Here is a 17183-nt window from a genome sequence, read left to right on the forward strand (position 1 = left end):
CCCCAAGGATCGGAGCATCCGGTGAAGAACACCCTGGACGGTTTCTCGATGGCGGTGCCGGACGTGGACGCCGCGGCGGACCTGTTCCGGACCGTCTTCGGCGCGGAGTCGCTGTCCGCGGACGGCTCGGACACGCTCGTGGACGACCACGGCGCGCCCGCCCGCAGCGTCCTGCTGCAGCTCGACCCGCGGACGCGGCTGCGCCTGCTCGCGTACGAGGCGACCGCCGGGGCGCCGTTCGACGCCTCGGTCGTGGACATCGGCACCGCGCACTTCTGCTTCCGCACCGGGGACATCGAGCGGGCGGCGGAATTCCTCGCGCAGTGCCCCGGGATCAGGATCCTCGGCGAGGTCATGGAGATCCCCGAGGGGGCGCTGCGCCACCACAAGTGGGTCTACTTCCGCTTCCCCTGGGGCGCGTACGGCGAGCTCCAGGAGTGGCCGGAGACCCCCTCGGCGGAGGCCGCGGAGCTCTTCCACGGCCAGGTGCCGGTGACGGCGTCCCCGGTTCCCACTCTGATGGGGATCGACCACGTCGGCTACAGCGTCCGGGACCTCGACGCCGCGGTCGCCCTGCTGACGGACTGCCTCGGCGGCCGACGGGTCCTCGGGTCGGTCATCAGCACCGGCAAGGAGCTGATGGATCGCCAGTTCGAGACGCCCGTCCCGGCCCTGTCGAAGATGGCCATGGTGCGCATCGGCGAGCACACCAACATCGAGCTGTTCGAGCACGTGGTGGACGAGGTCCGGCGCACGGGCGACCGGCTCGCCGTCGGGGCGTCCCGCATGGTCTTCCGCTCGGACGACCCGGCCGGATCGGGCGCCGGGCTGTCGCGCCGCTTCGGCTTCTCCGAGGCCGGGGCCGCGACCGGGTCCGCGGCCGGCGGGACCGGAGTCCTGCTCACCGCCGGCTCGGGCCTGGACGTCGAGTTCACGGCCTGACGGTGCGGGTGCCGCGCGCCCGGGACGGCCGGGCGCGCGGCACCGCTCGTACCTGACCGCGCCCGTACCTGACCGCGCCGCACCGCGCGCGCACGACCAGAAGCAAGAAATCCATGGGGGAAACATGAGGAATGAACGGGCACTCGCCGATTCGCGGCTCCCGTCCCTGACCGGCCTGAGGTTCGTGGCGGCCCTGCTGGTCTTCTTCTTCCACCTGAGCGTGGAGAAGCTGTACGACGACGGCACCAACCCGGTGCTGTCGAAGGTCTTCAATCCGGCCGGCGGCGTCGGCGTCTCGTTCTTCTTCGTCCTGAGCGGGTTCGTCCTCGCCTGGTCGGCGAAGCCGGGCCGGTCGGCGGGTGAGTTCCTGCGCCGCCGCCTCGCGAAGATCTACCCGAACCACCTCCTGCTCTGGATGCTGACCCTGCCGCTCCTGCTGCTGTTCGGGGAGCAGGTCGCCGCGGGGTCCGCCACGGCGAACCTCGCCCTCGTGCAGACGTGGATCCCGCGGCTGGACTTCTTCTTCAGCGTGAACCGGCCGAGCTGGTCACTGTGCTGCGAGCTGTTCTTCTACCTCATGTTCCCGCTGCTGGCGCGCTTCGTCGGACGCTTCGGCCGGCCCGGCACCTGGGCGGTCGCCGCCGCGGCCGTCGCGGGCGTCCTGCTGCTGCCCGTGGTCGCCGGCCTCCTGCACGGCGGGCCCGGCATGCCGCTCGACGTGTCGCACCCCGAGGCGGACAGCGGCGTGTCCGTGCGCCAGTACTGGCTGGTCTACGCGTTCCCGGTGTCGCGCTGCCTGGAGTTCCTCCTGGGCATCGCGGTGGCGAAGCTGGTCAAGGACGGCGCGTGGCCCCGGGTTCCGGTGGCCGTGGCCACGGGCCTGCTGGCGATCGGCTACGCCGCCGCCGTCGTGGCCCCCGTGCTCTACGGTCTCGCCGCCCTCACCGTGATCCCCCTGACGCTGTTCATCCCCGCCGTCGCGATGGCCGACCTGGAGGGCCGCGGCTCCCTGCTGCGCAGCCGGTCCATGGTGTGGCTGGGCGAGGTGTCCTTCGCCTTCTACCTCGTGCACCAGACCGTCCTGAGGATCGGTCACGACCTGCTCGGCCACGACACGTCCTGGAACGCCTGGACGGCGTCCGCGCTCGCCGCCGCCTTCGCCGCGGTCACCCTCCTGATCGCCTGGGCGGTCTACCGGTGGTGGGAGATGCCCGCCATGCGCCTGCTGACGGCGCCGCGTTCCGGCGGGAAGAGCATTCCCGTCGCGTCCGGCGGCCCGCGCGTGCGGCCCGGTCCGGAGCTCTCCCGGCCGCGCCCCGCCGAGCTGGCCGCCGACAAGGACTGAAGCAAGCCGCACGCCCCGCCCGCACCCGCCCGGCACCACCGTAAGGAACTTCGCCATGCTGACCATGGATCGCGCCACCGAGCCCGGACCCGCCGCCCCCGCCGAGGAGCAAGCCCGCCCCGCCGGCTGCCTGCAGTCCTACCAGTCCGCGCTGGAGCAGGTGGGCATCGGCTCCGGGTGGAGCGTGCTCGACGCCGGCTGCGGCAGCGGCGACTTCCTGCCGTGGCTCGCCGAACTGGTCGGCCCCGGTGGGCGCGTGTCGGCGGTCGACCGGCTGGAGCGGAACACGGCGGCCGCGGCGGAGCGCATGCGCCAGTACGCTCCCGGGCGGCCCGTGGACGTGCGCCGTGCGAGCGTGCTCGACCTGCCCCACGCCGACGGCTCGTTCGACGCCGTGTGGTGCGCCGACGTCCTCCAGCACCTGGACGACGGCACGCTCGGCCGGGCCCTGCGGGAGCTGCGCAGGGTCGTGCGGCCGGGCGGGCTGGTGGCCGTGCAGGTGCCGGACGTCACGGCGGTCGCGGTACGGCCGGGCGATCCGTTCCTGTTCACGGACTTCTTCCGCGCGGCGGCCCCGTCGTGCCCGTACGCCCGGCAGCTGCTGCGCGGCCGCGAACTCCACCGCTGGCTCCGCGAGTCGGGCCTCGCATCGGTGCGCCAGCACACGACGGTGATCGAGCACCTCGCCCCGCTGGACCCGGGCACCCTGCGGTTCTGGACCCGCACCGGCGCCCTCATCGCCCGGCAGGCGCGGAGCCTGGGCGGCGGCTGGGAGCACCGGTGGGCGCCGTTCGCCGACGCCGGCGCGGAGGACCACCCGCTCCGCTCCCGGCACGGCTACGTCAGCGAGGGCACCACGGTCGCCGTCGGCACGGTCCCGGCCGAGCAATAGGTTAGGCTACCCTTATCAAGGGATGATGATATGTTCTATCGGGAGGTGGGCGGAGTGCGCGCTGTACCGCGTTCGGCACTGATCGAAGGCACCATCGAGCGGCTGAAGACGCAGATCGTCAGCGGCAGGTGGCCGATGGGGAGCAAGATCCCCGTCGAGGACGAGCTCGTGGCCGAGCTGGAGGTCAGCCGCAGCACGCTGCGCCAGGCGGTCCAGGCCCTGGTCCACGTGGGCCTGCTGGAGACCGCGCAGGGCCGGGGCACGTTCGTGCGCGGCACCCACGAGGTCGACGCCGTCCTGACCCGCTATCTGGCCGACGCCGAGCTCCGCTACGTCCTGGAGACCCGCCGCGGCCTGGAGGTGGAGGCGGCGGGCCTCGCCGCCGAGCGCCGCAGCCGGGCCGGCCTGGACCGCCTCGCGGCCGTGTACGAGCGGCAGACCGCCGCCCACCGGGACGGCAGGGCGGGCGAGTTCAACCGCGCGGCGGTGGAGTTCCACACGGCCGTCGTCGAGGCCGCGGGCAATCCCGTGCTGACCCGGCTCTACAGCAGCATGCTCGGCTCCGTCCGGGACTCGGTCCGGGTGGGCGGCGTGCGCCGCCCCGAGGAGCACTACGGGGACCCCGGCCACGCCCGCATCCTGGAGGCGATCGACGGCGGCGACCCGCAGGCCGCGCGGGACGCGGCGGCCGAGCACGTGTCCGCCTTCCTGATCGCGCTCGCGCCGGCCGGCAAGGACGCGCCGTGACGGCCCGGGGCGGCGCGCCCTCCCCCGGCGGCGAGCAGGAGCCGCTGTTCACCCGCACCGCCGTGGTGGCGTCCTGCCTGGGCATGGTGATCATCGGCGCGCTGATCGCCCTGTACGGACCGGTGGTCCCCGCCCTGCGCGACAAGTTCTCCTTATCGGAGCCGACGGCCGGGCTGGCCCTGGCCGCCCAGTCGCTCGGCGCAGTGGTGGGCGTCCTCGGCTTCCACTCCGTCCACCGCCGGATCGGCAACCGCGCGCTGCTGATCTCCTCGTACCTGACGATGCTGGCGGGCACCGTCACCTTCGGCCTCTCCGGGACGTGGTCCCTGATGCTGGGGGCGGCCGTCGTCATGGGACTCGGCCTCGGCGGCGTCGACTTCGCCATCAGCCGGCTGTTCCTCATCGGGCTCGGCGCCCGCGGCCCGGCCCTGCTGAACGTGGCCCACGGCTGCTTCGGCCTCGGCACCGTCCTGGCGCCGGCCGTCATCGCCGTCACCGGCCCCGAGCGCTACGGCGCCACGTTCATCACGATCGGCCTCCTGACCCTGATCCCCCTGGCGTGCGTCCGCGGGGTGCGGGCCCGCCCGACGCCCGCCGAACTCGCCGAGGCCGCGCCGGCACCGGCCCACCGCTCCGGCGGACGCGGCCTGGCCGTCGTGCTCGCCGGATTCGTGGCCGTCTACATGCTGCACTTCGCGGTGCAGAGCGGCATCGGCAACTGGGAGCCCACCCACCTGCACGCGCTCGGTCGGAGCATGACGGGCGCGACCGTCGCCACCTCGGCGTACTGGCTGGCCATGACCGTGGGCCGCTTCCTGGTCGCCCCGCTGGCCCGCCGCTGGTCCCCCGCCGCGATCGTCACCGGCGCCTGCGCCCTGATGACCCTCAGCGTCCTGCTGGTGCCGGTGCCCGGCCTCGCCCCCTGGGCGTACGCGGCCGCCGGCCTGTGCATCGGCCCCATCTTCCCCAACGGCCTGAACTGGCTGAACCGTTCCGCGCCCGCCTCGGGCAACGCCATGGCCTACGTCATCGCCGCGGCCATGCTCGGCTCCGTCGCCTTCCCGCCCGCGCTCGGCGCGGTCATCGAGGAGTACGACGTCGGCGCCCTGCCCCTCACGCTGGCCGTCCTGTGCCTGGCCACGCTGGCCATCAGCGCGGCCCTCGCGCGACGGCTGCGCGGCGGCCGGCCGGGGACGGTCGCGGCGCGGGCCGGGGTCCCCCGGGAGCAGGCGCTCACCACAACGACCGTACGAACGACAAGCACCCGAGAGAAAGGCGCGTCATGACCCAGCAGTGGGTGGCGGGGTTCCGCAGCGCGGTGATCAGCCCGTACGAGACGATCCGGCTCACCGAGCCCCGCGGCTTCAGCGACCAGACGGTCCGTCAGGTCCTGCACATGGCCGGCGGCGGCGAGCAGCTCCGCGTGCGGCTCTCCAACCGCTACGGCCGTTCCCCGCTGACCGTCGCCGACGCCCGGGTGGCCGAGCGCAAGACCGCCGGCGAGATCGTCGCCGAGACCGACACCGGGGTGCGCTTCGGCGGCCTCGCGCAGGTGACAGTCCCGGCGGGCGGCGAGGTGGTCAGCGACCCGGTCGGCCTGCCCGTCCGGGCGGGCGCCGACCTCGTCCTCAGCCTCCACCTGCCGGCGGAGACCGGCCCGGCCACCTTCTCGCACATGCCCGGCGAGACGTCCTACGTCGCCGCCGGGAACCGGACCGCAGCGGCGAGCCTCCCCGGGGCTGAGGAGGTCCCCTGCCGGTTCTACGTCACCGGGATCGACGTGCTCGCCGAGGAGGGCACGGCGGTCGCCGTCGCCTTCGGTGACTCCTGGTTCGAGGGCGTCGGCACCACGCCCGGCACCAACCGGCGCTCCGTCGACGCGCTCAACCGGCGGCTGGAGCGCGGCTGGACCGTCAACCAGGGCATCGCCGGGAACCGGCTGCTGACCGACGAGATCGGCGAGCACGCCCTGGCCCGCTTCGAGCAGGACGTGCTGTCCGTGCCCGGCGCCGCCCACGTCCTGGTGAACTTCGGCATCAACGACCTGGGCCTGCCGGGGATGGTGGGGCTGCCCCCCGCCACGGCGGGCGAGCTGATCGCCGGGTTCGCCGAGCTGGCCCGCCGGGCGCACGAGGCCGGGCTGACGATCCACGCGGCGACCGTCGGCCCGTTCGCCGGAGCCGTCTACCCGGGCCACAACACCCCCGAGGGCCTCGCCGCCCGGCGCGAGGTGAACGAGTGGATCCGCACCGGCGGCGCCTTCGACTCGGTCTTCGACGTCGCCCGCGCCGTGGAGGACCCCGAGCGGCCGGACCACATCCGCCCGGAGTTCGACAGCGGCGACGGCATGCACCTCAACGACGCCGGAGCCGAGGCCATGGCCGCCGCGGTCGACCTTCGCGCGCTCGCCTTCTGACGCCACCGGCGTCTCCACGACGACCCCGCACGGCGCACTTCACGTGCACCCCCGGCCGTGCGGGGTCCTTCCCGTCCGCTACGAGACCGTCACTTCGGCGATGCCCGTGCGGGACCCCGCGGCCCCGGCGCCGTACACCACCACCCGCACGTACCGCGCGGCCTGCGGCGCACTGCCGCCGCCGGCCTCGACGTCGCGCCAGTGCCGCCCGTCGGCGGACAGCTGGACGGCGTACGAGGACGGGGCCGGGCCGCTCCAGGCCGGCGCGACCTTGCTGACGCGCACGGACCTGCCGAGGTCGGTGGTAAGGGTGCCGTCCGCCCCGTCCGGGACCCATGCCGTGGCCGTGTTGCCGTCAACGGCGGCTCCCGCATACATGCCGGGCTCCTCCGAGGACGCCGTGGCGGCGGTGCAGCGGGCCTTGTCGTCCGTGGGCGCGAGGTCGGGGCGGCGGGTGTCGAGGAGGACCGGGGCCCTCTTGGTGACCACCTTCGCGCCCTGCGGCGTGTCGAGGGTCATCGGCGCGCCGTCGGTGAGCCGCACGGTGGTCTGCTTGTCGCCGAGCTCGACGTCGTAGGTGCGGCCCTGCCAGCGCAGCCCGCGCAGGGTGACGCCGCGGCCGAGCTGCGGGGGCAGCATCGGGTCGAGGTGCAGCCGGTCCTCGCGCATCCGCATGCCGGTCAGGCCGTTGGTGAAGATCTGCAGGAAGCCGCCCTTGCCGGTGAGGAAGTCGTGCGCGGGCGAGCCGGCCAGCGGGTCCTCGGCGCCCGCCTTCGCGCCGCGGGCCTCCGAGAACTGGGCGAAGGGCCCGCGGACGAACGGCCGGATGGCGCGCTGCAGATAGGTGTACGTGGAGCAGCCCGGCTCGCCGATCGCTGCGGAGGCGATGGCGTGCACCGAGTCCGTCATGGCCGGGCCGTCGGGGTCGGTCCGCTGCGCGTAGTAGTCGAGGGTGCTCGCGGCCGCGCCCTCGGGCATCGGCCACTCCAGCGGGTACATCAGCAGCACCGTGTCCGCCTGCTTGATCTTGCTGCCGCGGTAGCCGTCGTACTGCTCGAAGACCTTGCGCTGCGCGTCGTAGGGGATGCGGATCCGGTCGGCGATCGACGTCCACTCGCCCGGCGCGCGCTCGCCGAGCAGTTGTGCGGCGCGGGTGGCGTGGCGCAGGGCGGTGGCGGCGCCCGCGTTGGTGAAGACCGCGTCGTCGACGCCGTTGCTGTACTCGTCGGGGCCGGCGGTGTCCTTGATGGAGTAGCTGCCGTCCGTGTCGGGGCTGACCCTGCCGGCCCAGAACTCGGCGATGCCCTTCATGACCGGCCAGCCGCGCTCGCGCAGCCACGCGGTGTCGCCGGTGGCGAGGTAGTACTGCCAGACGGCCAGGGAGATGTCCGACTGGAGGTGGATCTGGGTGCGGCAGTGGGGCGGGTCGACGCTGTGGCACTCCTGGGCCAGGTCGCCCTTGCTGCCGCTGTTCCAGGGGTAGAACAGCCCCTGGTAGCCGAGCTTGCGGGCGTTCTCGCGGGCGCCCGGGAGGGTGCGGTACCGGTACTCGACGACGCTCCTGGCGAGTGCGGGGTCGGTGGCCAGCAGGGCCGGGTACATCCAGGTCTCGGCGTCCCAGAACACCAGTCCCGCGTAGTTGTCGCTGGTCAGCCCGGCCGGGGCGATGCTGTCGGAGGCGTCCTTGCGGCTGCTGGAGAGCAGCCCGTAGCGCGCGGAGCGCACCCAGGCCTGCAGGTCGCGCTGCCCGGGCACCTCGATGTCGGCGCGCCACAGGCGGGCCCAGGCGGCGGTGTGGGCGCGCAGCAGGCCGTCCCAGCCGCGGCGGGCGGCGCGCTGTGACGCGGCGGTGGCGTCCTGGCGGGGCGCGTGCGAGGTCAGCGCGGTGTCGACGCCGACGTACTTGGTGAGTTCGTAGGCGTGGCCGTTGCGGACGGGGAAGGCGAGGGACTGCCGCGCAGTCAGGTCCTTCGCGGCGCCGGCGGCGCGGGCCCTGTCCGTGCGCACGCCGTTCCCGGCGCGCAGGGTGGAGGCGACGGCGCCGTCGGTGTCCGTGCCGTCGGTGCGGAAGGCCACGTCCATGGTCCGCCCGTCGCGGCCGGGCCCCTCGGTCCGGTCTCCCCCGCCGGTCTGCTGCATGCGCCGGGCGCCGTGTCCGTCGATCTCGTCGGTGACGGTGGCCTCGCCGCTCCAGCGCGGCGTCATGCGCAGCCGGACGGCGCCCACGTGCGGGTCGTTGCGGTCGGCGAGCACCTCGTAGACCAGGTCGGTCTTCCTGCCGTCGGCGGCGGTCCAGGTGAGGGAGGTGCGGACGATGCCGCAGTGCAGGAAGAGGGTCTGGCGGTAGCCGGAGACCCGGCCCGGTTCCGTCGAAGAGTTGAAGGTGTCGCCGTGGGAGCCGCCGGTGCCGAGGGTGAGCCCGGTCCAGGTGGGCAGCGCCGCGACGGCCTGCCGGTCGCCGGCGGTCTGCCGGTTGTGGGCGTAGAGCCCGGAGACGAACGAGCCGTCGTAGCTGGGGGTGAAGAGCGGCCAGCCGGTCTTGGTGTCGCTGCCGGTGTAGCCGGTGCCGTTGGGCGGGACGCGCTGTCCCAGGTAGCCGTTGCCCACGTAGGCGTGATGGGTGTCGGCGGCGTCGATGCTGGTGGAGTCGAGCGACCAGCCGTCACCCGTCCGGCAGCCGGCGGACGGGGGGACGGCGGCGGGGGAACGGTCGGCGGTAGTGGGGGGTGGTGCGGACGCCGCGGCCGCGGGCGCCACCGGGGCGACGAGCGCTCCGGCGAGCAGCAGCGCGGTCAGGCGGGCGGGACGCGGGCGCGGGCGCGCTCGGTGGGAGTACGTCATTGTTCTCCGTCGTTCTCGTATCTCCTGCGAGAGTCCCGCGACCATAAAGTTGCTGAACGGACAACGTCAATGGTTGACGTTATTCATATAACTTGTGAACGCGCCCTGGGTGAGAGCGGATACGGCCGCGGCCCGGGCTGCCGCCGGGGCGCGGTTCCAGCGCATCCGGGACCACGGCAGGGCCAGTTGGCTCTGGTCGGTCACCTCCCGGGGGGCGAGGTCCGCGATCGGCGCGGCCTCGCGGTGCCGGGCGTAGACGGTGTCGACGTAGCGGTGGCCGGTGTCGGCGGCGACGAAGAGGACCGTCCGTTCGGGGGCGCGCTCGCGTTCGTGGCGGGCGGCGAGGTAGCCGGCGCCGGCCGACAGGCCCGCGAAGACCGCGTGCCGGCCCAGCAGGTCGACGCTGCCGGCCAGCGCCGCGTCGAAGGAGATCCAGTGCAGTGTGTCGTACAGCTCGTGGGAGACGTTCCCGAAGGGGATGGAGCTGCCGATCCCGGCGATGATGATCTCGGGGTCGGAGACGTGCTCCGCCCCGAACGTGATGCTGCCGTACGGCTGGACGCCGACGAGTTCGACGTCCCCCGGGCCGCCGGGCGCCGCGCGGAGGTAGCGGGCGAGGGCGCCGGTGGAGGCGCCCGACCCGACCCCGCCGACCACGGTGAGGCCTTCCGTGCCGGTCGCCTCGCGGATGCGGTCGGCGACCGCGCGGTAGCCGAGGTAGTGGATGTCGTCGTGGTACTGCCGCATCCAGTGGTACTCGGGGTGCGCGGCGAGGATCTCGTGGATCCGCTCCACCCGCCGCTTCTGGTCCAGCTTGAGGTCGCTGCACGGTTCCATCTGCTCCAGCGTGGCCCCGAGCACGGCGAGTTGGGTGCGCAGGGCGTGGTCGACCGTCGTCGAGCCGACGATGTGGCAGCGCATGCCGTGCCGGTGGCAGGCCAGGGCGAGCGCGTACGCGTAGATGCCGCTGGAGCTGTCGAGCAGCGTGTCCCCGCGCCGTACGGCTCCGGTGTCGAGCAGGTGGCGGACCGCGGCGAGCGCGGAGACCACCTTCATCGTCTCAAAGCGCAGGCAGACGAGCCGGTCGTCGAGGCGTACCAGGTCCGGCCTGCCGATCGACTCCGCGATGTGCTGGTCCATCCGGGATCTCCTTGGTGGTGGTGAAGGTCGTGAAGGTCCGGGTGGCGGGGATGCCGTGGGCGTCCAGCGCGCGCAGGCAGCTGCGGACGCGGTGCCGCAGGCCAGGGACGGCCGGGTCGAACAGCACGCCCGCCACGGCGCCGCTGTGCGCGATCTGGACGCCCGCGGCCCCGACCCGGCGGGCGATGGAGTCCAGTGCGCCGAACTCCGGGTGGCCGAGCACCTCCTGGCCCCGCCGGGCGCTGGCGGTGGCGACGCGGCCGAGGAGCTGCGCGTCGCCGCCGGCCACCGCCCTGCGCAGCCGCGTGCGCAGCCGCTCCCAGGCCCGTACGTCGCTGTCGGTGGGCTCGTGCGCGGGCAGGGACAGGGTGTCCACGGGCGCGCCGCCGCCGAGCGCGCAGCCCACGACGACCAGCGGCGGCAGGGCCGGGCCGAGGATCTCCAGGACGCGGCCCTCCCGCTGGGCGAACAGCACCGGCCGGCCGTCCAGCATCAGCGGGTCGCAGGCCAGTTCGGCGCGCACGGCCAGCCGGGCGACGGCGGCGGGGGCCGGCCGCAGCCGGTACGAGTCCGCGACCGCGCGCACGGCGGCGATCACGTCGCTGGTGGAGCTGCCCATGCCCAGGCCCACCGGGATGTCGCAGATGATCCGCAACTCGCCGCCGCAGGGCGGCTGCCCGGTCCGCTCCGCGCACTCGGCGACCGCGAGGGCCGCGGCCCGGGCGGCCTTCGTACGGTCGGCGGGGACGACGGTGAGCGCCTCGGGCGCCGTGCCGGGCCGGCGGACGAACTCGGCGCGGCTGCCGGGCCCCGCCATCGGCAGGGTGACCAGGCCCGCGCACCGGCGCCCCTCGTCGTCGAGGAAGACGCCCTGGAGCAGCTCGCCGTGGTGGCAGGGCGCGTGCCCGGTGCCGGTGGGGAGGACACCGGCACCGGGTGCGGCCGTGCGGGCGGCGGGGGTCATGCGCCGCCCGCCGTCCGGTAGCGGTACAGCGCCGTCTCCTCGGCGCTGAACTGGGAGAAGGGGAACGGTTCCGCGGACAGGGCGGTCACGCCCGAGCCGAGGAAGGCGCGGGCGACGGCGCTGCCGGTCTGCGCGTAGACGACCAACGGGACGCCGCGGGATCGGCAGCGCTCCAGGACGGTGTCGAACGAGCCGTTGCTCAGGGTCATTCCGGTGGCGACCACGGCGTCGGCGCGGTCGAGCACGTCGTGCATGTCGTCGGTGACCGGGTCGCCCCACTGGGTGGCCCTGAGGTTGAAGTCGCAGGGCAGGGGTTCGCCGCCGCGCTCGCGTATCGCCGCGACCAGCGGGTTGACGACGCCGATGAGGCCGACCTTCGCGCCCTCCTCGATGTCCAGCAGGCCGGCGACGGCCGCGTCGCGGGCCCGCGCGCGGACCTCCGGTGTGCCGGCCGGCAACGTGACGGCCTCGGCGTCGCCCGCCTCGGCGGCCGCGCGGTGCGGGCGCGTCTCGGAGAGGTAGGCGTCGAGGGCGGCGATCCGCAGCGGGCGCGGGGCCTCGCGCAGCAGGGCGTCGAGCGGGGTGCCGGAGGAGTCGCGGCAGACCGACGGGCCGAGCTCGCCGGCCTCGAAGGCGCAGCCGCCGAAGGAGCCGCCCAGGCGGACCAGGACGTACTGGTTGAGATAGGTGGTGTCGCCGCCGGCGAGGCGGGTGCCGTGGTGGACCCAGAACACGCTGGTGGCGACGAGTCCGGAGGGGAGCGGGCCGTGCTCGCCCGCGAGGACGGCCTCGACGAGCGCGTCGACGGACGGGGCGGGGGCGGAGGGTGTACGGGTCATGGGGTTATGGGTTCCTCTTCGGAGGGAGTGGTGGAGCGTCGGGGTCCGCGGTACGTGACCACGGGATGCCCCAGGGCGTCGGTGGTGAGTTCGGCGTCCACTTCGAAGACCTCGGCGAGCCGCTCGGCCGTCAGGACGGCGGCGGGGGTTCCGGAGGCGACCAGGCGGCCGTGGTGCAGGAGCAGCAGCCGGTCGCAGAACCGGGCGGCGAGCGACAGGTCGTGCAGGGCGACCAGGACGGTCTGACCGGTGCCGGTCAGCAGCTCCATGAGTTCCAGCTGGTGTCTGACGTCCAGGTGGTTGGTGGGTTCGTCGAGCAGGAGGGCGTACGGCTGCTGGGCCAGCGCGCGGGCGATGTGGGCGCGCTGCCGCTCGCCGCCCGACAGCGCCCTCCAGGAGCGGCCGGCGAGCGCGGTGAGACTCACGCGTTCCAGCGCGGCGGCGACCACCGCCCGGTCGGTGGTGTCCGGCCCGCGCCGGCGGTCGCGGAAGGGGGTGCGTCCCAGGCCCACGACGTCGGCGACCCTCAGGTCGCTGTCCGCGCCCGGGTCCTGGGCGGCGAAGGCGACGCGGCGGGCGATCCGGCGCGCGCTCCAGCCCCGTACGGGCTCGCCGTCGTAGCGGACCGCGCCCGTGTCGGGGGCCCGCAGGCCGGCCAGGCAGCGCAGGAGCGAGGACTTGCCCGAGCCGTTGGGGCCGAGCAGCCCGACCGTCTCGCCGGGGGCGATGTCGGCGCTGACGCCGCGGACGACCGGCGTGCCCGCCGCCGACCAGCTCAGTTCTTCGGCGGTGATCCTCACAGTTCGCCTCTCTTGCACAGGACGAGGAGGAAGAGCGGCACGCCGAGCAGTGCGGTGATCACGCCCACGGGAACCTCGCGGGGCGCGAAGGCGATCCGCGCCAGCGCGTCCGTCCAGACCAGGAACACCGCGCCCGCGAGGGCCGCGTACGGCAGCAGCACGCGGTGCAGCGGCCCGACGAGGAACCGCACCCCGTGGGGGACGATCAGCCCGACGAAGCCGATGGCGCCGACCGTGGCCACCGCCACGGCCGTCAGCGCGGCCGTGACCACGAGCAGCAGCATCCGCGTGCGCCGCACGCCGATCCCGAGGGAGGCGGCGGTGTCGGTGCCGAACGCGAGCCCGTCGAGGGCGTTCGAGCACAGCCATGCGGCCACCAGCCCCAGCGGGGTGACGATCGCGCAGACCGCGACGGTGTCCCAGCGGGCCGGTGCCATCGAGCCCAGCAGCCAGTGGGTGACGGCCCGGGTGGTGTCCGCGTCCGCCGCTGCCATCAGGACGAGGGAGGTGAGCGCGGTGAAGAGCTGGCCGACGACCACGCCGGTGAGGACGATGCGGTCCGAGTCCAGGCCGGTGCGGCGCAGGAGCAGGAGGAACAGCCCGAAGGAGAGCAGCGCGCCGGCGAGCGCGCCGCCGGTGACCCCGAGCGCACCCGCCCCCACGCCGAGGACGACCACGGTGACGGCTCCCGCCGACGCGCCCGAGGAGACGCCGAGCAGGTAGGGGTCGGCGAGCGCGTTGCGGGTGACCGCCTGCAGCACCGTGCCGCACACGGCGAGCGAGGCGCCGACGAGGGCGGCCATGAGCACGCGCGGCAGCCGCAGGTCCCAGACCAAGGAGTCCGTCAGCGGGGGCAACGGCTCCACGTCCAGGCCGAGATGGGTGCCGAGGACGCGGGCGAGGCCGCCCCAGCCCGAGCCGGAGGTGCCGGTGCGCACGGCCGCCGCGACGGAGCCCGCCAGGGCGAGGGCGGCGAGGAGGAGGCGCAGCGCCCGGAACACCGGTGCCGGCGGCGGGGGCCCGCCGGTGGCGGGGCTCTCCGTCACCATCCGCCCGCGGGCCGCCGGAAGCAGGAGGTCCGTCGGCGGGGGGTGCTCAGCCGGCAGGAGATCCGCCCGCCTCCCGCGCGTGAGCGGCTCAGCGGGCATGTCCGAGGTCCTTCATCCCCGCGGCCAGCATCCCCAGGGCGTGCACCGAGCGCACGGACGGGTCCAGCTCGATGCCCGGCACCTCAAGGATCTTGTTGTCCCGGACCGCGGCCAGCTTGGACATCACGGGGTGCCCGGTCATGGCGGCGCGCTTCTCGGAGGCGCTGTCGCCCGGCCGCCCGCGCTCGGCCAGGTCGCCGATGACGATGAAGTCCGGGTTGCGTTTCGCGACCTCCTCCCAGGAGACCTCCGGCCAGTCCTCGTTCACGTCGTCGAAGGCGTTCTTCGCGCCGATGATCCGGCTCATCTCGCTGGGCATTCCGGTCCGGCCCGCCACGTACGGCATGCCGTTGAAGACGGAGTAGAGGTAGACGACGGTCGGCTGCTCCTCGCCCCGGGGAACCTTGGCGGCCGTCTTCCGCGCCTCGGCGACCGCGGCGCGCTGGGCGGCGGCGAGCCTGCCCGCCCGCTCCTGGACCCCGAAGACCTCGCCCAGGTTCTCGTAGTCGGAGAAGAGCAGTTCGAAGGGGGTTTTGCCGGCCGGGTTCCGCCGCGGGCAGCTCACGGCGCTGACGAACGTGGGGACCTTGAGGGCGGCCAGCTCCTCACGGGTGCCGGCGCGGTCCTTCGTGAAGAGGTCGGCGGAGCCCGCGACGACGAAGTCGGGGCCGGCGGCGCGCAGCTGCTCGCCGGTGGCGATCTTGGGGGCGATGACCGGGACCCCCGCGTACGCGGCCTCGTACTGCGCGGGGATCTTCGTCTTGAGGTTGGCCGTGCCCGCCATCCGGTCCTGGAGGCCGAGTTCGAGCAGGGTCTCGGTGGAGGTCTGGTCCAGGGCGACGGTCCGCTTCGGAGGCCCGGCGAAGGACAGCGGGCGGCCGCAGCTGGTGACGGAGGCCGCCGTGGCGGACTCGGCGTCAGCCCTGGAGCCGTCGCGTGCCGCCGTGGAGCAGCCCGCGGTAGCGAGAGTGAGGGCCACGGCGATGCCGAGGCGGGCGGGGTGGCGCATGGGGTCTCCAGTCCGGGAGGGGGTGCCGCGTTCGAAGAGTACTGTAATGGTATTCATTTTCATTAAGCGAACCCGGGTGCGATCCGGCCCGCCGATCCGCACCCCCGGCCCCCACCCCGAGGAGCAACCACACCGTGCCGACCACACCCACGCCGACCCGGGCCAAGTCCGCCGCCCCTCCCCCGCGTTCGGTCCTCCGGGACCCCGCGTTCCTGCGCCTGTGGGCGGGCACCACCGCCTCCGGCCTCGCGACCTGGGCCCTGCCCTTCGTCCTCGGGCTCGCCGTGCTGCACCGCGAACTCGGCGCCGCCGGACTCGGCCTGGTCCTCGCCGCACGCACCGCCGGCTTCCTCGCCGCCGTCGCCGTCGGCGGCGTCCTGGCCGACCAGCACTCCCGCCGCGCCGTCGTCCTCTGGTCAGCCCTCGCGGCGGCGGTCGCCGCGCCCCTCCTCGCCGCCGGCCTCGGCCGCTCGCTCGTGCTGATGACGGCCGCCGCCGCCCTCGCGGGCGCCGGACAGGGCGCCTGCCGCCCCGCGTTCCAGGCGCTCACCGCCGAGACCGTCGACCCCGGACGCCGTCAGCAGGCCAACGCCGCCATGACCATCGCCGTACGGAGCTCCACGCTCACCGGCCCCGCCCTGACCGCACTGCTCACGGCCTTCCTCGGCGTCCGGACGCTGCTGCTCGGCATCGGGCTCCTCTGGCTCGTCGCCGCGCTCGTCCCGGCCAGGGGCACCGCCCCGGCGGAACCGGCCGCCGGGCCTGCCGGATCCACCGCGCGCGCCGGCTTCCGCACCGAATTCCTCGAAGGCGTACGGGAAGCGCGCCGCCACCCCTGGTTCCTCGCCGGACTCGCCGCCCTCGCCGCCGTCATAGCCCTCGGCTACTCCACCACCAGCGTCGCGCTGCCCCTGATCAGCCGGGACCGCTACGGCACCGGGTGGGTGCTGGCCGCGGCCATGACCGCGTACACCGTGGGCGCGCTCCTCGGGGCCGTCGCCATCGCCCGCCTGCGGCCGCGCTCCCAGGGCCGGGCCGCGTTCGCCGGGCTGGCCGCGTACGGCGTCGCGCCGCTGAGCCTGATGCTGCCCGTGCACCCGGTCGTGGTCGTCGCCGCGTACGCCGTCGCCGGGATCGGGATCGAGCTGTTCAACGTGCCCTGGTTCACGGCCACCCAGCGCGAGGTCGCCCCGGAGAAGCTGGCCCGCGTCTCCTCGCTGGACTTCCTGGTGTCCTACGGCCTGGCGCCCGTCGGCCTGGCCCTGATCGCCCCGGCCATCGGACGCTTCGGGGTCACCCCCGTCCTCGCCGTCTGCACCGCGGCCTGTTTCCTCGTGCCGGCCGCGGCAGCACTGGTGCCCACCGCCCGCCACTTCAGCCGCACGGCCCCGGCGGCGAGGGACTGACGCGGGGAGACTGAACGGCACGTTCATTTCGCCACCGGCCGCTCGCCGAGCACGAAAGGGACTTGTGGGAGCGCTGGGAGCACCCCCGAACATCACGGGTAGTGGAATACTCCATACCACTTCGCGCGGCCCGAATATACCGGGAGACTGGCCGGAATTCAGTGGTGACAGAGCGTCAGGAGAGTTGATACTCGGTTAGTGAAAACCCGGACCACTTCGGCCACGGTCAAGAGTTGTGACGTTCACTCCGGGAAGGCGCATGACGACACGCGACAACGAGGGCCGCACCTTACGGCGTGACGGAACCGGTAGCAGGAAACGTCACAGACGAATGCGAGCCGGCGCAGGTCCGGGCATCGGCGGACCCGGCATTCATGGTGTGCACGGCCCCACCACCCCGTTGCGCCCGAAGTCCTCCCCGCACGTTCTCCTGGGAGCGGCTCAGCAGGGGTGAGAGCCTGCGTTGAGGGCAGGGACGCGCGAAGTGCCTGGTGAGGAAAGAGCAGCGACGGTTCGGCCGTTCCCCCGGTCCGCGGGTTCCGGAGCATCGGCGAGAGCCGGGGCCGGCTGACCGCCGGGCCCGGCTTTCTTCCCTCCGGACGGGAACCGTCGCGCAGGCATCGCCGGACGGCCGACGCCCGGCGGCGGAATCCCGGCGGTTCCTCCGCGCCCCTTCACGGCTTCGGCGTTCGGA

The 17183-nt window shown here is 74.2% G+C and carries 14 protein-coding genes; 7 read left to right on the plus strand and 7 right to left on the minus strand.

What is annotated here, in order from left to right:
- Nucleotides 1–21 precede the first annotated feature (21 nt).
- The 6 genes from B7P34_RS08985 (at nt 22) to B7P34_RS09010 (ending at nt 6342) form a co-directional block, all read left to right on the plus strand.
- Nucleotides 22–942: a hypothetical protein gene (locus tag B7P34_RS08985; RefSeq protein ID WP_106675288.1), complete on the plus strand. Its 921-nt coding sequence runs from the start codon at nt 22–24 to the stop codon at nt 940–942.
- 124 nt (nt 943–1066) lie between these two features.
- Complete coding sequence (locus B7P34_RS08990) at nt 1067–2287, plus strand: acyltransferase family protein (protein WP_106675289.1); 1221 nt, start codon at nt 1067–1069, stop codon at nt 2285–2287.
- Nucleotides 2288–2342: 55 nt separating this feature from the next.
- Nucleotides 2343–3179: a methyltransferase domain-containing protein gene (locus B7P34_RS08995; RefSeq protein ID WP_106675290.1), complete on the plus strand. Its 837-nt coding sequence runs from the start codon at nt 2343–2345 to the stop codon at nt 3177–3179.
- 54 nt (nt 3180–3233) lie between these two features.
- Entirely contained in the window at nt 3234–3926 is a 693-nt protein-coding gene (locus B7P34_RS09000; protein WP_189382602.1) for a FadR/GntR family transcriptional regulator, read from the plus strand.
- Nucleotides 3923–5212 carry an MFS transporter gene (locus B7P34_RS09005; protein WP_223267662.1) on the plus strand — a complete coding sequence of 430 codons (1290 nt, stop codon included), beginning with the start codon at nt 3923–3925 and terminating at the stop codon, nt 5210–5212. Before B7P34_RS09000 ends, B7P34_RS09005 begins: the two co-directional genes overlap by 4 nt.
- A complete protein-coding gene (locus B7P34_RS09010) occupies nt 5209–6342 on the plus strand; it encodes a GDSL-type esterase/lipase family protein (RefSeq protein ID WP_106675292.1) in 1134 nt (377 codons plus the stop codon). Before B7P34_RS09005 ends, B7P34_RS09010 begins: the two co-directional genes overlap by 4 nt.
- Nucleotides 6343–6420: 78 nt before the next feature.
- Here B7P34_RS09010 and B7P34_RS09015 read toward each other — a convergent pair whose 3' ends face one another.
- The 7 genes from B7P34_RS09015 to B7P34_RS09045 all read right to left on the minus strand — a co-directional run bounded on the left by B7P34_RS09015 (nt 6421) and on the right by B7P34_RS09045 (nt 15083).
- On the minus strand, nt 6421–9183 hold the full coding sequence (locus B7P34_RS09015; RefSeq protein ID WP_106675293.1) for a discoidin domain-containing protein: 2763 nt from the start codon (nt 9181–9183) through the stop codon (nt 6421–6423).
- A 66-nt stretch (nt 9184–9249) separates the two neighbouring features.
- Nucleotides 9250–10323 carry a pyridoxal-phosphate dependent enzyme gene (locus B7P34_RS09020; RefSeq protein WP_106675294.1) on the minus strand — a complete coding sequence of 358 codons (1074 nt, stop codon included), beginning with the start codon at nt 10321–10323 and terminating at the stop codon, nt 9250–9252.
- Nucleotides 10244–11287, minus strand: coding sequence for a GHMP family kinase ATP-binding protein (locus B7P34_RS09025; protein WP_106675295.1), 1044 nt, complete (start codon nt 11285–11287; stop codon nt 10244–10246). Before B7P34_RS09025 ends, B7P34_RS09020 begins: the two co-directional genes overlap by 80 nt.
- Nucleotides 11284–12126, minus strand: a complete 843-nt coding sequence (locus tag B7P34_RS09030) for a Rossmann-like domain-containing protein (protein ID WP_106675296.1) — start codon at nt 12124–12126, stop codon at nt 11284–11286. Before B7P34_RS09030 ends, B7P34_RS09025 begins: the two co-directional genes overlap by 4 nt.
- Nucleotides 12123–12926, minus strand: coding sequence for an ABC transporter ATP-binding protein (locus B7P34_RS09035; protein ID WP_106675297.1), 804 nt, complete (start codon nt 12924–12926; stop codon nt 12123–12125). Before B7P34_RS09035 ends, B7P34_RS09030 begins: the two co-directional genes overlap by 4 nt.
- A complete protein-coding gene (locus B7P34_RS09040; RefSeq protein WP_106675298.1) occupies nt 12923–14074 on the minus strand; it encodes a FecCD family ABC transporter permease in 1152 nt (383 codons plus the stop codon). The genes B7P34_RS09035 and B7P34_RS09040 overlap by 4 nt, the downstream gene beginning before the upstream one ends.
- A complete protein-coding gene (locus B7P34_RS09045) occupies nt 14064–15083 on the minus strand; it encodes an ABC transporter substrate-binding protein (protein ID WP_106675299.1) in 1020 nt (339 codons plus the stop codon). Before B7P34_RS09045 ends, B7P34_RS09040 begins: the two co-directional genes overlap by 11 nt.
- Before the next feature lie 134 nt (nt 15084–15217).
- On the opposite strand from B7P34_RS09045, the gene B7P34_RS09050 reads away from it, so the two are divergent.
- Nucleotides 15218–16489 (plus strand): MFS transporter, encoded by a 1272-nt coding sequence (locus tag B7P34_RS09050; protein ID WP_106675300.1) that lies wholly within the window; start codon nt 15218–15220, stop codon nt 16487–16489.
- Nucleotides 16490–17183 lie beyond the last annotated feature (694 nt).

Origin of the sequence: Streptosporangium nondiastaticum (genome assembly GCF_003011965.1) — a bacterium.
Taxonomy (GTDB): domain Bacteria; phylum Actinomycetota; class Actinomycetes; order Streptomycetales; family Streptomycetaceae; genus Streptomyces; species Streptomyces nondiastaticus.

Excerpts from the sequence above, each read along its gene's own strand:
- B7P34_RS09045 (WP_106675299.1), bottom strand. The coding sequence starts at position 15,083 with ATGCGCCACCCCGCCCGCCTCGGCATCGCCGTGGCCCTCACTCTCGCT.
- B7P34_RS09010 (WP_106675292.1), top strand. The coding sequence starts at position 5,209 with ATGACCCAGCAGTGGGTGGCGGGGTTCCGCAGCGCGGTGATCAGCCCG.
- B7P34_RS09030 (WP_106675296.1), bottom strand. The coding sequence starts at position 12,126 with ATGACCCGTACACCCTCCGCCCCCGCCCCGTCCGTCGACGCGCTCGTC.
- B7P34_RS09025 (WP_106675295.1), bottom strand. The coding sequence starts at position 11,287 with ATGACCCCCGCCGCCCGCACGGCCGCACCCGGTGCCGGTGTCCTCCCC.
- B7P34_RS09040 (WP_106675298.1), bottom strand. The coding sequence starts at position 14,074 with ATGCCCGCTGAGCCGCTCACGCGCGGGAGGCGGGCGGATCTCCTGCCG.
- B7P34_RS08995 (WP_106675290.1), top strand. The coding sequence starts at position 2,343 with ATGCTGACCATGGATCGCGCCACCGAGCCCGGACCCGCCGCCCCCGCC.
- B7P34_RS09015 (WP_106675293.1), bottom strand. The coding sequence starts at position 9,183 with ATGACGTACTCCCACCGAGCGCGCCCGCGCCCGCGTCCCGCCCGCCTG.
- B7P34_RS09020 (WP_106675294.1), bottom strand. The coding sequence starts at position 10,323 with ATGGACCAGCACATCGCGGAGTCGATCGGCAGGCCGGACCTGGTACGC.
- B7P34_RS08990 (WP_106675289.1), top strand. The coding sequence starts at position 1,067 with ATGAGGAATGAACGGGCACTCGCCGATTCGCGGCTCCCGTCCCTGACC.